The organism is Nostoc sp. UHCC 0302, assembly GCF_038096175.1.
In the GTDB taxonomy this organism is placed as follows: Bacteria; Cyanobacteriota; Cyanobacteriia; order Cyanobacteriales; family Nostocaceae; genus UHCC-0302.
In genome coordinates this window covers 798,279-811,610 of the sequence record NZ_CP151099.1, presented here as the reverse complement: position 1 = coordinate 811,610, position 13,332 = coordinate 798,279, and the positions used below count along the sequence as shown (strand labels likewise).

13 protein-coding genes are annotated in these 13,332 nt (G+C 43.0%); 6 read left to right on the top strand and 7 right to left on the bottom strand.

Annotation, left to right across the window (positions count from 1 at the left end):
* Nucleotides 1-3: 3 nt before the first annotated feature.
* The 6 genes from WKK05_RS03170 to WKK05_RS03145 form a co-directional block, all read right to left on the bottom strand.
* Complete coding sequence (locus WKK05_RS03170) at nucleotides 4-450, bottom strand: protein tyrosine phosphatase family protein (RefSeq protein WP_341528359.1); 447 nt, start codon at nucleotides 448-450, stop codon at nucleotides 4-6.
* 125 nt (nucleotides 451-575) lie between these two features.
* Nucleotides 576-1,247 (bottom strand): glutathione S-transferase family protein, encoded by a 672-nt coding sequence (locus tag WKK05_RS03165; RefSeq protein WP_341528358.1) that lies wholly within the window; start codon nucleotides 1,245-1,247, stop codon nucleotides 576-578.
* A 197-nt stretch (nucleotides 1,248-1,444) separates the two neighbouring features.
* The gene (locus tag WKK05_RS03160; protein WP_341528357.1) at nucleotides 1,445-2,572 is read right to left on the bottom strand and encodes an aryl-sulfate sulfotransferase; all 1,128 of its coding nucleotides are present in this window, start codon (nucleotides 2,570-2,572) and stop codon (nucleotides 1,445-1,447) included.
* Nucleotides 2,573-2,688: 116 nt separating this feature from the next.
* Nucleotides 2,689-3,867: an aliphatic sulfonate ABC transporter substrate-binding protein gene (locus WKK05_RS03155; RefSeq protein ID WP_341528356.1), complete on the bottom strand. Its 1,179-nt coding sequence runs from the start codon at nucleotides 3,865-3,867 to the stop codon at nucleotides 2,689-2,691.
* 153 nt (nucleotides 3,868-4,020) lie between these two features.
* Nucleotides 4,021-5,058, bottom strand: a complete 1,038-nt coding sequence (locus tag WKK05_RS03150; RefSeq protein WP_341528355.1) for an NADP(H)-dependent aldo-keto reductase — start codon at nucleotides 5,056-5,058, stop codon at nucleotides 4,021-4,023.
* Complete coding sequence (locus WKK05_RS03145; RefSeq protein ID WP_341528354.1) at nucleotides 5,048-5,725, bottom strand: MFS transporter; 678 nt, start codon at nucleotides 5,723-5,725, stop codon at nucleotides 5,048-5,050. The genes WKK05_RS03150 and WKK05_RS03145 overlap by 11 nt, the downstream gene beginning before the upstream one ends.
* Before the next feature lie 816 nt (nucleotides 5,726-6,541).
* On the opposite strand from WKK05_RS03145, the gene WKK05_RS03140 reads away from it, so the two are divergent.
* From WKK05_RS03140 to WKK05_RS03115, 6 genes are all read left to right on the top strand, one after another.
* Nucleotides 6,542-7,717 (top strand): acyl-CoA dehydrogenase family protein, encoded by a 1,176-nt coding sequence (locus tag WKK05_RS03140; protein WP_341528353.1) that lies wholly within the window; start codon nucleotides 6,542-6,544, stop codon nucleotides 7,715-7,717.
* Between the two features lie 427 nt (nucleotides 7,718-8,144).
* Nucleotides 8,145-9,191 carry an aliphatic sulfonate ABC transporter substrate-binding protein gene (locus tag WKK05_RS03135; protein WP_341528352.1) on the top strand — a complete coding sequence of 349 codons (1,047 nt, stop codon included), beginning with the start codon at nucleotides 8,145-8,147 and terminating at the stop codon, nucleotides 9,189-9,191.
* A gap of 101 nt (nucleotides 9,192-9,292) precedes the next feature.
* Nucleotides 9,293-10,414 carry an LLM class flavin-dependent oxidoreductase gene (locus WKK05_RS03130; RefSeq protein WP_341528351.1) on the top strand — a complete coding sequence of 374 codons (1,122 nt, stop codon included), beginning with the start codon at nucleotides 9,293-9,295 and terminating at the stop codon, nucleotides 10,412-10,414.
* A gap of 236 nt (nucleotides 10,415-10,650) precedes the next feature.
* The gene (locus WKK05_RS03125) at nucleotides 10,651-10,923 is read left to right on the top strand and encodes an RRXRR domain-containing protein (protein WP_341528350.1); all 273 of its coding nucleotides are present in this window, start codon (nucleotides 10,651-10,653) and stop codon (nucleotides 10,921-10,923) included.
* Nucleotides 10,920-11,594, top strand: coding sequence for a hypothetical protein (locus WKK05_RS03120; RefSeq protein ID WP_341528349.1), 675 nt, complete (start codon nucleotides 10,920-10,922; stop codon nucleotides 11,592-11,594). The genes WKK05_RS03125 and WKK05_RS03120 overlap by 4 nt, the downstream gene beginning before the upstream one ends.
* The gene (locus WKK05_RS03115) at nucleotides 11,578-12,339 is read left to right on the top strand and encodes a class II aldolase/adducin family protein (protein WP_341528348.1); all 762 of its coding nucleotides are present in this window, start codon (nucleotides 11,578-11,580) and stop codon (nucleotides 12,337-12,339) included. Before WKK05_RS03120 ends, WKK05_RS03115 begins: the two co-directional genes overlap by 17 nt.
* A 58-nt stretch (nucleotides 12,340-12,397) precedes the next feature.
* Here WKK05_RS03115 and WKK05_RS03110 read toward each other — a convergent pair whose 3' ends face one another.
* Nucleotides 12,398-13,279 (bottom strand): aminoglycoside phosphotransferase family protein, encoded by an 882-nt coding sequence (locus tag WKK05_RS03110; protein ID WP_341528347.1) that lies wholly within the window; start codon nucleotides 13,277-13,279, stop codon nucleotides 12,398-12,400.
* Nucleotides 13,280-13,332: the final 53 nt, after the last annotated feature.

The following is a 13,332-nucleotide window of genomic DNA, read 5'->3' as shown; positions in this document are numbered from 1 at the left end:
AGGTTAAGACTTGGCTGTGGAACTAATATATTTCTCAAGTAAGAATTGCTTGAGGTGCGGTTGTTCTAAGTTCAGACCTAGCTCTTGCGCTTTCTCGGTAATTTGTTCATAAGTTAGACCTTCGCTAATAGCATTAGCAATCAAGGCAATCCCACTAGCCCTTGCGCCAGCAGCACAGTGAATTAAAACTGGCTTGGGTAAATTTGCAATCTCCTGAATTGCCTGCTCTGTTAGCAGTTGATTCGCTTCTGTAGGTTTTAATGGAACGTTTGCGTATTCCAGCCCAGCCGCTTGGGCTTGTTGCTGCTCATCACTCAAGAAACCCGCCTCATCAGGGGAACGCAGATTCAGCACCGACTTAAATCCCTCTTGTGCCGCCTGTTGTAACTCTTCAGGGGTGACTTGCCCTGCGGAGCTTAGATCATCACTAACTTTTTTAATATTGCCCATACAAAATACACTAGTTCGATAGGCTTAACGTAGTATAGTAGCAATTTCGGTGAAAAATCTAGTGCCTTTCTATTGTAGAGACGTTGCAATACAACGTCTCTATCAAAGGTTTGGTTTTTCTCTAGTTAAACTGCAACAGGAGTAGGCGCAGCAAATCTAGCATATCGCTCAATGTAGAATTCCTTAGAATTAGCGATCGCCTTCACCGAGTCACGCTCTTTCAAAGCCCGTTTCCATTGGCGTAGACGGGTAAAATCTTCTGGTATCCCAAAGCCACGATAATGCTTGAGTGCAGCCCAGCGCTCAAACCAGGGGAAGAAGGTAAAATCAACCAAACTGATAGATTCACCAAACCAGTAGGGGCCATTCTGAGAAAGCTTTCCGAGAGCTTCGTTTTCGATGAACTCCAGATGCTTGTATAGTTCTTTTTTAGCTTCTTCTTGTTTTTGCGCGTCTGGGCTTCGCAGCAGGTTAGAAAAAGCTGGAACTAATCTAGTGTTGGCAAAATCAATCCAAATCCGCGCCTGTGCCTTCTCAATGGGATTACTAGGCAATAGTGGTGGATTGGGAAATACCTCATCTAGATACTCGTTGATAACTGCCGACTCCCAAACTCGGTTGTCGCCATGAGTAATTGCAGGTACTTTTCCATAAGGAGAAACCTTAGTAAATCCTTCTGGCTTGTTCTGTAAATCAATTTCAATCAAATCGAAGTCAATGCCCTTCTCTTGCAGTACCAAACGGGTACGGTGAGCATAAGGACAACTAACTGAACTGTAGACTTTGATTTCAGCCATGTTTAAGTTCCTTTATAAATAGGACTTGTGAAACGGCATTGGGAATTGATTTAATTCAAAATCCCAAATCTTAAGTTATTAGTGTCAAGAAATAGGCGTGTAGGAGAGAGAGACACTAACCAAGCTTTTAAAGTGGACTGTATGTAGTAAGCACTAAAGTGCTTAAGAAAGGACTAAAGCTTTCACTTCAAGCCTTATTACAGCCAGGGAATTTCTTCAGGCGCATAACGAAAGGCGCGGAAAACTGAATTTTGCTCCCCACGAGTTACTAACGCCTTCTCACCAGGAACATTGCGGGCTGCAAAGTGGGGATTAACATATTCCCAAACAATTTCCCCTTCAACTGTCACCTCGAATATCCGCCCGTAAGCACCTTCTGTAATCAAGGTATTGCCATTCGCTAGACGCTGCGCTCCTGATATATATGAACTAAAGAAATTTTGAGGTGGGGTATCGGTGTATTGCCAGACTATTTCTTTAGTTTCGCGATTTACCTCAATCACGCGGGAGTAATTGAGTGCAGTGTCACGGCGATGTGCGCCGTTGTCAAAAATCAGGATGTTACCGTTGGGTAATTCGTTAGGAAAGTGCTGCTGTGCCAGTACATCATCTCCGAGTGTCCAAATGATCTCTCCTGTTTGGCGGTCAATAATCGCGACTGTGGAGATGTTGCGAAAGCTTACAATAATGTTGCCACCAGCGAGTTCATCTACAGTATTGCCATGAGTCCATTCTTGCCGATGATCCTGGGGTGTAATCGTAAAAATATTTGGATCGAGATGTTCGTAAGCGTGCCAAGTCCAAACAATCTCTCCACCAGGCGTCACTTCATAAAGTACATCAGCATAAATTTCGCCGTCTGCTTCCGTACCCGGTACGCCGCCTTTGATCTGAGGAACTAAAGACTGGGGTATTTTTTCAATGGCTAGTAGAATCGTGTTGCCATTACGTAGTCGGCGTCCATCGTGATGGTGGTCTGGATGCTTATATTCCCAGATAATATTTCCCTTGGGATCTGCTTCTAAAACAACGCCACTTTTAAATGCAGGCCATAACGGAAAACGTAGTGAATCATCTGGTGGAGTTTTACCGTTATAAAAGAGGTTGCCATTAGGTAAAAGATAACCATATAACCCTGGTGGATATGGCAGATTCCACTGATGTACTACTTCTCCTTCGAGGTTTAAGAGGTAGACTTCACCTTTACCTGTAAGTGGTGCAAAAAGTGTATATCCTTTAAATGCTTTGTCAGGATTGTAAGCTTTTAAACCAGTACCCCGACGACGAATCGTATTTTGGTCAACAGATGTTATTGCAACAGTCATAATCCTACCTAATTAAATATCTAGTTTTGACCGATATTGAGTATTGGTCATTTGTCATTTGTTATTGAGCATGGGACATTGATTATTTTTCTTTGTCCTCTTGTCCTCTTGTCCCCTCATCCCTCAGAACTCGGACAGAGTGCATCACTTACCTCTACTCGTTTCTGTACGATTCCCTGCTGATATATCCAATCAGCAGCACTCTGCAAATCACCTATCACTTTTGGTTCTAACGGAAGCACTCCATCAACAGGACGACGTTCAAATGTACGCTTCACAACCTCGGATGGTAATCCTGATACTTTTTGATATAGTTTTTGGTTCTCTTGGGGATGTTGATTCAACCATTGGGCTTCTTTTGCCAGAATTGCAATCACTTCCTTAATTGCTGGGGATTTTTCTTTGAGTGCATCTCTATGCACCATATAAAGGGAGTAGTGCGGAACAGGTGCAGGTAGAGGAATTTGGCGGGCATTGTATTTGAGTTCGGCACTAGCAACCCAAGGATCCCAAACAGCCCAAGCATCTACATGATGCGAAGCCCAAGCAGCTAAAGCTTCATCAGGCTTCATGTAAACACGGCTGACTTTATCTTTGGGAATATTTTCTTTTTCTAAAAGTTTTAACAGTAGATGCTCGCTAATTCCTCCACGATTAACGATAACTTTTTTACCAATCAAATCATCAAACTTGCGAATAGGTGAATCTGCATGAACCACAATTCCCTCTGAGTTGCGGTTAGCTGGTCGGTAAGCAATGATGCAAGCATTAATCCCACCAGACAAAGCAGATAAACCAGCAATATCACCACCTGCTCCTAAATCGGAACTTTTAGCATTGATTGTTTCTAATACAGGTGCAAAAGATGGAAATGTCCCAACCCACTCAATCTTGATATTTTTAGGGCTTAGTTCACGCTCTAAAGTACCGCGTTCTTTAACTATTGCAGAGAGGCTTCCTTTAATATAACCAATGCGAACTACTGTCTGTTTTTGAGAAGCAGAATTTTGTGCTGTTGTGGTAGTTTGGCTCTGTTCGCTTACAGGTTTAACAGTGGAATTAGCAGAGTTAGTGAGAGTACATCCAGAAACTATTAAACTCAAGTAGAAGATGTCTCGCCATCGCCATAAAATAGGAAGTTTTAAAGTTTCTACTTTATGAAAGCAGGCTAAGGAGAATTTAACCTGCTTTTTTTTAGTGGATAAGTCCTCAACTGCTTTAGCTGAACTCTGTTGACCAATTTGCAGTAACTTTCTTAAAGTACATATTAGAGCAGAATCTGGTAATTTCACCATCTATATTTAGATTTACTCTTAAGTTAATTGATGATTTGATGAACGTGGAGCAAATAAAGTGAAATTCTGTTGCTTTATAGGGTGCATTGCGTGATGCGATCGCCAAAGCACCCTATATTATGAATCAATCCGATTGACTGCTACTTAACACTCTTATGGGGCCGGATTCGGAGATTGAGCATGAACTGCATCTAACTCTGCCAAAATCTCTTTATCAAGAACTACATTTACACTTTCTATATTCTCTTTTAGTTGTTCTAATGTAGTAGCACCGATAATTGTGCTAGCGACGAACCAACGACTCCGCACGAATGCCAAAGCTAGTTGCGCTGGACTCAATTGATGGCGCTTGGCAACTTCCACATAAGCTGTTACAACTTCAGTAACTTTTGGTTTGAAATAACGTTGACCAAAGTTTTCAAACAAACTGACTCTTGTATTCTCTTTTTTGCCGTTGAGGTGTTTACCAGTCAAAAAGCCAAATGCCAAAGGACTATAAGCCAGTAGCCCAATATTTTCGTGATAAACTGCTTCTGCTAAAGCGCCATCAAATACTCGATTAAGCAAGTTATAAGCATTTTGAATGGAAACAACTTTGGGCAATCCTAACTGTTTAGCTACGTTACTAAATTGGGTAACTCCCCAAGGGGTTTCATTACTCAAACCGATGTAACGAATCTTTCCCGATTGAATTATATCGGCAAAAGCTTCTAGTTGTTCAACTATCGGAACTGATGGTTTTATTTGAGTGGGATCGAAAACTGTCTGTCCAAAACGTGGCACGTAGCGATCAGGCCAGTGAATTTGGTATAGGTCGATATAGTCTGTTTGTAGTCGCTTTAGACTCTCATCTACAGCTTGCTTAATATTATCACGCTCAATTGCTTCTGCTCCACCACGTAACCATTTAAAGCCGCGTCCAGGGCCTGCAATTTTAGTAGCAACAATGAGTTTATCTCTTTGTTGATGCTTTAACCATTCTCCAATATAACTTTCGGTTAATCCATAAGTTTCAGCGCTAGGTGGCACTGGATACATTTCAGCTGCATCAATGAAGTTGATTCCTTGAGCAACAGAATAATCTAGTTGCTGGTGCGCTTCTTCAATGGTATTTTGTCGCCCATAGGTCATTGTACCGAGGCAAATTTCAGAAACTTTTAGGTCACTTTCGCCAAGTTGATTATACTGCATCTTCTTGTGTTGTTATTTGGTTAATAAAGTAAAATTTTACTTTGATAAAAGTTGCTAGCTTGTTAACCTTAATTGCTAACAAAGCTGAAATGATAGCAATATAACTAATACCATCAATTAAAAAGCAGTGTCTGGGAGAAAGATTAGCAATTATAATACCTGCGTAGCTTGCCGCCGTAGGCATCGCAGGAGCTATAATCCGTGAACCACTAAGTAAAGAAGAATCGATAGCCGTTGCATTGGTAATATCTTCTTTTTTTTCAATTATGTCCATTATGAAAGCATAACGAGCAGGTGTCTCAACACTACTGAGAAAACCTTGTAATATACTTGCACAAATTATTTGCCATATACTAATTATCCCTTTTAAAGCAATAATTGCTAGAGTTAACGAGATAATCATCATAAAAAATTGCACGGCAATTAAAATATTACGTCGATTAAACTGCTCTATCCGAACACCAGCTAAAGGACTAACTATTAAATTAGGAACTTGGTACAGAAAACCAACTAAACCCAGCAAAGCTACTGACTTTGTTAGATAATAAACTAGCCATGCACAGGTAGTTTCTATCATAAAACTACCAATCATAGATAAACTTTGTCCACTAAAAAATAGACGGTAGTTTCTAGAATTGAAAGACTGCAAAATTTGCGTCACACTCATGTTGAGTAGATGCCCCTGATGTTAGTACTGATTTAAAAATCAGATTTGTATATCTTTGTTATAAGATATTTCTATGTTTGCTCAATATTTTACATTTGATTTCTTACGATTTTAATTACACACTAAAAGGCTTTTGAAAGCATTACTCTATCTGGACAAAAGCCATAAAAGCTTTTCAGCAAAATTTAAATTCGCTATTACTACGGTAAGTCGGTAGAAAAAACGTACTTAATTGTTTTAACTGCTTATTATTACATAGATTAATCAGATAAAGAACTCAATTCGAGTAACTTATATCTTGCATCTAACCCCAACGAATGGAATTCGTGGCTATACAAACAAAGTCCGCCTTGCGGACTGACGGAAAACCAAGGGTTTGGAACCCTCAAAGGCGGGTTTTGCCTGTGTAGCCGCGACTGAAGTCGCTTGGTGCAATTAATTTTTTGTGAAATGCTCCTTTCTGTATAGCTACAAAATACTGTAAATCAATCGATTTACCGTAGTTATAGTAGAATATCCTGAGAATCTTCAGGCTTAAGACTTAAGAAATGTTCACAAAAAGAATGTTTCTCAAATCACATCTTGCATTAGGCAATTAGAAACTGCGATTCATCTTGCACACAAACAAAACTCTGAAATCCTAGCGAGCGTTGCACCTCCAAGGAAGACTCGGAGGAAGCTTTGGGTAAGAAATTCAAAGCAGATTTCGTTTGTGTAGCCCAGAATTTTATTCTGAGGTGTAGATGCAAGGTTTAAGTCAGCTGATGTGCATTTACAAAAGTTTTCAGTTAGTGAGGCTACGTTAAGAGACCCATCATGCTATTAGCTATCAAAGAATCTCAGGATTATATTAAGCTAGCTACTTCTTTATTACCAGTATTTGCCAAGACTGCCTTAGAAAGGGACAAAGAAGGCGGTACTGCAAAGTATGAACGCGATCGCTTACGGCAAAGTGGGTTGCTAAAATTAGTAATTCCCGAAAGATATGGCGGACTGGGAGAAACCTGGATCACAACACTAAAAATTGTGCGTGAGTTCGCCCAAGTAGATAGTTCGATTGCTCATCTCTTTGGTTATCACCATTTGCAGGTAATTACACCTCACTTATATGGCAGCTTAGAACAAAAACAGAATTATTACTCATGGACAGCTAGAAATAACTGGTTTTGGGGAAATGCGCTTAACCCACTCGATCAACGGCTGATTCTCACTCCTGATGGTCAAAACTTTCGGCTTAACGGCATTAAGAGCTTTTGTTCTGGTGCTAAAGATTCTGATATGCTGACAGTCTCAGCACGACCAGCAGGGGAATCTAAACCAGTAGTAGTTGCCATCCCGACTTTCAGTCATGGAATCACAATCCATGATGACTGGGACAATATCGGGCAACGGCAAACAGATAGTGGTAGTGTAAGTTTTTCTAACGTATTAGTTAAAAAATTTGAGATTCTCGCATCTCCAGAGATATTGGGTAGTCCTTTTGCCGCTCTGCGAATTCATATTTCTCATTTAGTCAGGGCGAATATTTTGCTAGGAATTGCTCTAGGTGCATTCGAGCAAGCTAAGAAATACACCACTAGCGAAACCAAACCTTGGCTAACATCAGGTGTTGAAAGTGCAACTGCTGATCCCTATGTTTTGCAGACTTATGGCAACCTCTGGGTTAACCTCAGTGCAGCCAGCGTTTTAACAGATCAAGCTGCCGAGAAGTTCCAAATAGCATGGGAAAGGGACGCTAAACTTACAGCTGATGAGTTTGGTGAAAGTGCGATCGCTATTACCACTGCGACTGCTTTTGTCACACGCATAGGGCTAGAAGTCAGTAGCCAGATATTTGAGGTAATGGGAGCAAGAGCCACAGCAAAAGAATATGGCTTTGACCGTTACTGGCGGAATCTTCGCACACTGACTCTTCATGATCCCCTGGCTTATAAAGTGCGAGAAGTAGGCAAATGGGCGCTGAATCAAGAATTTCCACTTCCGCGTATTTGAAAACTATGGGTGTAGGCAGAATCGAGAGTTAATTCTTTCTCTACACCCCATACGTCAATACCGTTTAGTTAAAGATATTGCCAAAATCCAGAAGACAGCCGACTGGATGCTAGAGCAAAAGATTCTGCCACATAAGGTGGATGTTGCTGCTGCTGTTTGTCCAACGGGTAAGTAGGAATGGGAGAAATGAGGGGGATGAGAAGAATTAAGCAATACCCAATCCCCAGTCCCCAATCCCTAATCCCCACACCCCTTGCTTTTTGTATTTGTCTGTGATAATTTTTGCTTGTATTCTAAAACTACGGTTACTCGACCGAGTTATCGTTGTTTTAGAAGAACTGATGTCACAGCTAAAAAGCGGCCACGACGAGAGTCCTGGAGTTTACCTCTAGACTCTCATCCTTATAGTTTAAGGAGTTATACAAAGTTGTTGAATCAGTTTCAACAGTTCTTATTCTCTTTGTTACAACATTCAGGTCAAAGACTGAGTGCTTTAGTACTTGTTAGTTCCTGGCTAAGCTTGGGAATTTCGGGCTGTACTTCTACTAACTCTGCAAATAGTAATGTCACAAATGTCAGTAACCAGACTCAAGAAAAAAGCAGCGTGATTCGTTTGGGATATCAAAAAGGGGGTCTGGCTCCAATCGCACGTCAACGAGGGGAGTTAGATCGGGAATTGAGTACTCAGAACATCAAAGTTGAATGGACTGGGCCATTTGACCGCTGTGCTTCTTTACTCCAAGCTATCAATGCTAATAAATCTGATATTGGTGGGTGCGGAGATATTCCGGGGATATCAGCGATCGCAGCTGGACAGTCTATCTGTATCGGAGCAGTACAACCACCCAGAACCGATTCATTAGCGAATGCGATTCTAGTGCGTGGTGATTCTTCTATTCGTAAACCTGCTGACCTTGTAGGTAAAAAAGTTGCTGTTAATCAAGGTGGTGCAGGTGAGCAACTTTTATTAAAAGTCTTAGAAAAAGAGAAAATCCCTAAAGAAAAAGTTCAACGTGTTTATTTAGGCCCTATTGATGCTGCACCAGCCCTTTACCAAGGAACTGTAGATGCTTGGGCAGTCTGGGAACCGTATATTTCAATTGCACAACTGGAACATGGTGCGAGGAGAATTACCACAACCCATCCTGCCCCAGGTTACAGCCTCATGCTCGTGCGTAATGAAGCGGCAACGCAAAATCCCGTTGCTGTGAAAGCTGCTCTTAGCGCTCTCAACCAAGAAGCTCAATGGTTGAATGGACATACTGCCGAAGCAGCAGGCTTCCTGTCCAAGGATCTGAAAATTGCTCCTGCTGTAGCCAAGCAAGTAACTCTCAATCAGGGGCCACTGCAAATTGTTATTCCTAGTGCTACCGATATTGTCAATATCCAAAAGTCTGCTGACTGGATGCTAGAGCAAAAAATTATTACCAAAAAAGTAGATATTGCCGCCGCTGTTTGCCCTACAGCTAAGTAGAGGGAGAGGGCAGGGGGAATGGTTGTTAACTGAAATTTAGGGAATTGGTATTAATTGAGTTTTTTTCACTTTGGCAGGTTGTAATTTTTTAGGAGAGTCCTATGCCAGTTGAATTTATTGGGATGATTGGCACACGACAATTATCTGAGTTGGATGGGCCGACAGTCTCTATTACAGGCGGTTCGATAGATTCTGCTTATGTACGCAAGTTTGCTAAAGCCCATGAAGATGGCGGCTTTGACCGGGTACTGGTTGGTTATGGCTCAACTGGCCCAGATGGCTTAACTGTAGCTGCGTTTGCGGCAGCTGCCACAGAGCGGTTGAAGTTTTTAATCGCACATCGCCCTGGTTTTGTGGCTCCGACACTCTTCGCACGCAAAGCAGCAACCTTGGATCATTTTACCAATGGTCGCATTGCTGTACATATTATTACAGGTGGTAGTGATGCTGAACAGCAACGCGACGGTGATTGGCTTGACCACGATACCCGTTATCGCCGCACAGATGAGTACCTCGACATCCTGCGTCGAGTGTGGACTAGTAATATTCCCTTCGACTATGAAGGCGAATTCTACCGTGTGAAAAATGCTTTTTCAGATGTGAAGCCTGTACAACAGCCTCACATACCACTCTACTTTGGCGGAGCTTCTGGTGCAGCAGTACCTGTGGGCGCAAAACATAGCGATGTCTACGCCATGTGGGGAGAACCGATCGCAGCCGTGAAAGAACGGATACGTGAAGTCAAAGCAGCAACACCGCCAGGACGCTTCCCTCGGTTCAGCGTCTCGCTACGACCGATTCTCGGTGATACTGAAGCAAAGGCGTGGGAACGGGCGCACTCAATCCTCTCACGGGTCAAGGAAATTAGAGCTAGCAATACGGGAAATTTACCACCAGGAAGCCCATATTTGAACTCAGCACGACCGCAAGCAGAGGGTTCTCAGCGTTTGCTAGAGTTTGCCAGAGAAAGCGAAATCTACGATAAACGCTTGTGGACACCAATTGCCGCTGCAACTGGTGCTTACGGTAATACTACCGCCTTAGTAGGTACTCCGGAACAAGTAGCAGAATCTTTAGTGGATTATTACGAAGCGGGAGTGACAACTCTATTAATTAGAGGATTTGATCCGCTGCAAGATGCGATCGCTTACGGTCGTGATGTGATTCCGCTAGTTCGTGCAGAAGTACAACGGCGGGAGCGACAAGCAACCGTTGTTGCTTAGTAACTGAATTAGAAGCTGAGTGCTGAGCAATGAGTGAATGCAAATCGGGAAACCCAGATTAGACCTCTTGCATAAATCAAAAATAAAGAACCCCACCCCGCATTTGCTGACGCAAACGCTCCCCTCCCCTTGGTAAGGGGAGGGGTTGGGGTCTTAGGGACTTTTGCAATAGGTCTATTCTGGCTTCTGAGTTCTTTTGATTAAATCTAACTTTCTGAATTAAGAATTATATCATTATGACTAAAGTTCTCATTCTAGATGCTAATCGACAACCTTTATACCCAGTAAGGATCAGTCGTGCTAGGCTGTTGTTGTCACAAGGTAAAGCAAGTGTATTTCAGCGATATCCTTTCACCATCATCCTGAAAGAAGACCTTTCCCACCCAAACCTTGAGGAACTTGGCTTTAAAATTAACCCTAGTGTCAACACAACTAGTAATATTGTCAGCAAAGGCAAAAAAATTGGTATAGATGTCAACCGCTTCCCAAGCGGAGGTGTATATAGATGACAAACCAGACTATCCTGGAACCGCTACCAGAAGACCAATGGTTTATTGAAAGTCAGGAACTGCGCTCTTTTGTAGCTACAGTGCGAGAAATTAGCGTTAGGACTGCTGATGACCGCTCACAAACTCTAGCTAGACTGGAACCATTTTTTCAAGAGTTGCTTGCTCAACAAGAATGGTTACCAGAACAGTTCGCTCAAGTTAATCCAGAAAGCAGAATGGGTGGTGGTATTGGTCAATGGCTGCTTTATCGGGCTAAAGACAGGTCTTTGTCTATCTTCAGCTTGGTGATTCCTCCTGGCTCAACAACACCTGTTCACGACCATCTCGCTTGGGGATTGATTGGCTTATACAGAGGTAATCAAAAGGAAACAGTCTATCGCCGTGTAGATAACGGTTCGTTAGCAGGACACGCACAATTACAAATAACCGAAGTGCGATCGCTGCAACCTGGCGATATTTACAGCCTGTTACCCCCTGATGGTGATATTCACGCCGTCACAACTACATCCCAGAGTGCATCTGTCTCTATCCATCTTTTGGGCAATGATACTGGCTGCGTCTGGCGTCACCAGTTTATCCCAGAAGTTGACAGCGTAAAGTCGTTTCGCTCTGGATATTCTAACGCCCCCTGCAAAGAGGAAGAGGAAAAAGAAAATGCCCAAATTCGATAGACCGCAACCTCCCGTATTCGAGCGAGTTGAGGAAGAACGCCTGCACCGCAAACAACGTCTAGCCGCAGCCTTTCGCCTGTTTGGTCGATTTGGCTTCAATGAAGGAATCGCTGGTCATATTACAGCTCGTGACCCGGAATTCACAGACCATTTTTGGGTGAATCCATTAGGAACTTACTTCGGTCACATCCGAGTTTCTGACCTGATTTTAGTGAATAAAGAAGGCGAAGTGGTAAAAGGGGATGCTCTGGTGAATCGAGCTGCCTTTGCGATCCATTCCCAGATTCATGAAGCTAGACCTGATGTAGTAGCAGCTGCACACGCTCACTCTATTTATGGTAAAGCTTGGTCTAGCTTGGGTCTCCCGCTTGACCCACTCACTCAAGATTCTTGTGCTTTTTACGAAGACCATGCGTTGTTTGATGATTACACAGGTGTCGTTTTAGATACCTCTGAAGGTCAGCGACTGGCTGAAACTTTAGGCCCAAAGAAAGCACTCATTTTGCGTAACCACGGCATTTTGACTGTAGGACATACGGTTGATGAAGCTGCCTTTTGGTACATTACCTTAGAGCGATCGTGTCAAGCGCAACTTTTAGCAGAAGCTGCGGGTAGACCCAAATCAATCCAACACGAAACCGCGCGGTTAACACAAACTCAAGTGGGTTCGCCTATAAGTGGGTGGTTTAGCTTCCAGCCACTTTACGATCGCATTGTCCGCGAAGAACCCGATTTACTTGATTAAGAAAAATAACTTTATACAATCTAACTTTTTTAATTACGAATTACGTTAGCGTAGCCCATTACGAATTACGAATTATGCGATCGCCAAACCAGCTAAGACGTGTTTGAATGCCTTCATCTCTTTCAGGGAGTGGTTGCTGTTGGTTGATAATGATTGCCCAGACTAAAACACAAAAAGCACGAGCCTCAATGCACAAATCTAAATGCTCATCTTTAATAGATGGGTTATAGCCGTTAAATGCTGCTGTGGCTTTATCGATATCTGTCCCAAATATGCGCGAGGACGCAAGGAGGCAAGCTAAGTCCCAACCGATAGGCCCCATAAAAGTATCTTCCCAATCACCCCACAGCAATCCGCGCTTGGTATTGAGTACGTTGCGTAAATGCGCGTCGCCGTGCAATGGTTGCATGGGTAACTGAGATAGTTCGCGTTGCGATCGCTGGCTGACTTGATACAGCATATCAATGTCACTAGTGGGAAGTGCCGCCTCAGCACTTAAACGGGAAAGAATCTGCTCAGCTTCTTCAATACCACCAAGTCTCGGCAAATCTCCCTGAAAATTTTCCAATGCCTCATGGCAAATCCGCAACGCCCGACCTGCTGCATACGGGTCTATCGGTTCGTCCAATTCTTCAACAAATTCCCAGAAGCTCAACACCAGACCAAGGTGCTGATGAGGGCCAGGCTCAATCTCTGGGCTGGGAGCGATCGCTGGTGCGCCGACATCTACCAAATGACGCGCCACTGCGACTTCACGGGCTAGCCATGCCTCACCTTGACGAACAGCACTCGTTGTCGTCGCCACACGTGCAACCACAGAAGTTGGATATAAATGCACAATTGTATTGCTCCGGTGGCGCAAAGCGATCGCCCGATCAAACGAAAGTCTCTGCTCTTCTGCAACCTCGCTAGCAGCACGGATGGCAAGTTGCAAGAGCATATCGTTGCTTATCTCCATATATTAAATCAGTGAACAGTCAATAGGTATCAGAT

Bases quoted from the DNA above. Each gene is read 5' to 3' on its own strand.
- WKK05_RS03130 (WP_341528351.1), top strand. From the start codon at position 9,293: ATGCCAGTTGAATTTATTGGGATGATTGGCACACGACAATTATCTGAG.
- WKK05_RS03115 (WP_341528348.1), top strand. From the start codon at position 11,578: ATGCCCAAATTCGATAGACCGCAACCTCCCGTATTCGAGCGAGTTGAG.
- WKK05_RS03150 (WP_341528355.1), bottom strand. From the start codon at position 5,058: ATGCAGTATAATCAACTTGGCGAAAGTGACCTAAAAGTTTCTGAAATT.
- WKK05_RS03110 (WP_341528347.1), bottom strand. From the start codon at position 13,279: ATGCTCTTGCAACTTGCCATCCGTGCTGCTAGCGAGGTTGCAGAAGAG.
- WKK05_RS03145 (WP_341528354.1), bottom strand. From the start codon at position 5,725: ATGAGTGTGACGCAAATTTTGCAGTCTTTCAATTCTAGAAACTACCGT.
- WKK05_RS03160 (WP_341528357.1), bottom strand. From the start codon at position 2,572: ATGACTGTTGCAATAACATCTGTTGACCAAAATACGATTCGTCGTCGG.
- WKK05_RS03155 (WP_341528356.1), bottom strand. From the start codon at position 3,867: ATGGTGAAATTACCAGATTCTGCTCTAATATGTACTTTAAGAAAGTTA.
- WKK05_RS03170 (WP_341528359.1), bottom strand. From the start codon at position 450: ATGGGCAATATTAAAAAAGTTAGTGATGATCTAAGCTCCGCAGGGCAA.
- WKK05_RS03140 (WP_341528353.1), top strand. From the start codon at position 6,542: ATGCTATTAGCTATCAAAGAATCTCAGGATTATATTAAGCTAGCTACT.
- WKK05_RS03165 (WP_341528358.1), bottom strand. From the start codon at position 1,247: ATGGCTGAAATCAAAGTCTACAGTTCAGTTAGTTGTCCTTATGCTCAC.
- WKK05_RS03125 (WP_341528350.1), top strand. From the start codon at position 10,651: ATGACTAAAGTTCTCATTCTAGATGCTAATCGACAACCTTTATACCCA.
- WKK05_RS03120 (WP_341528349.1), top strand. From the start codon at position 10,920: ATGACAAACCAGACTATCCTGGAACCGCTACCAGAAGACCAATGGTTT.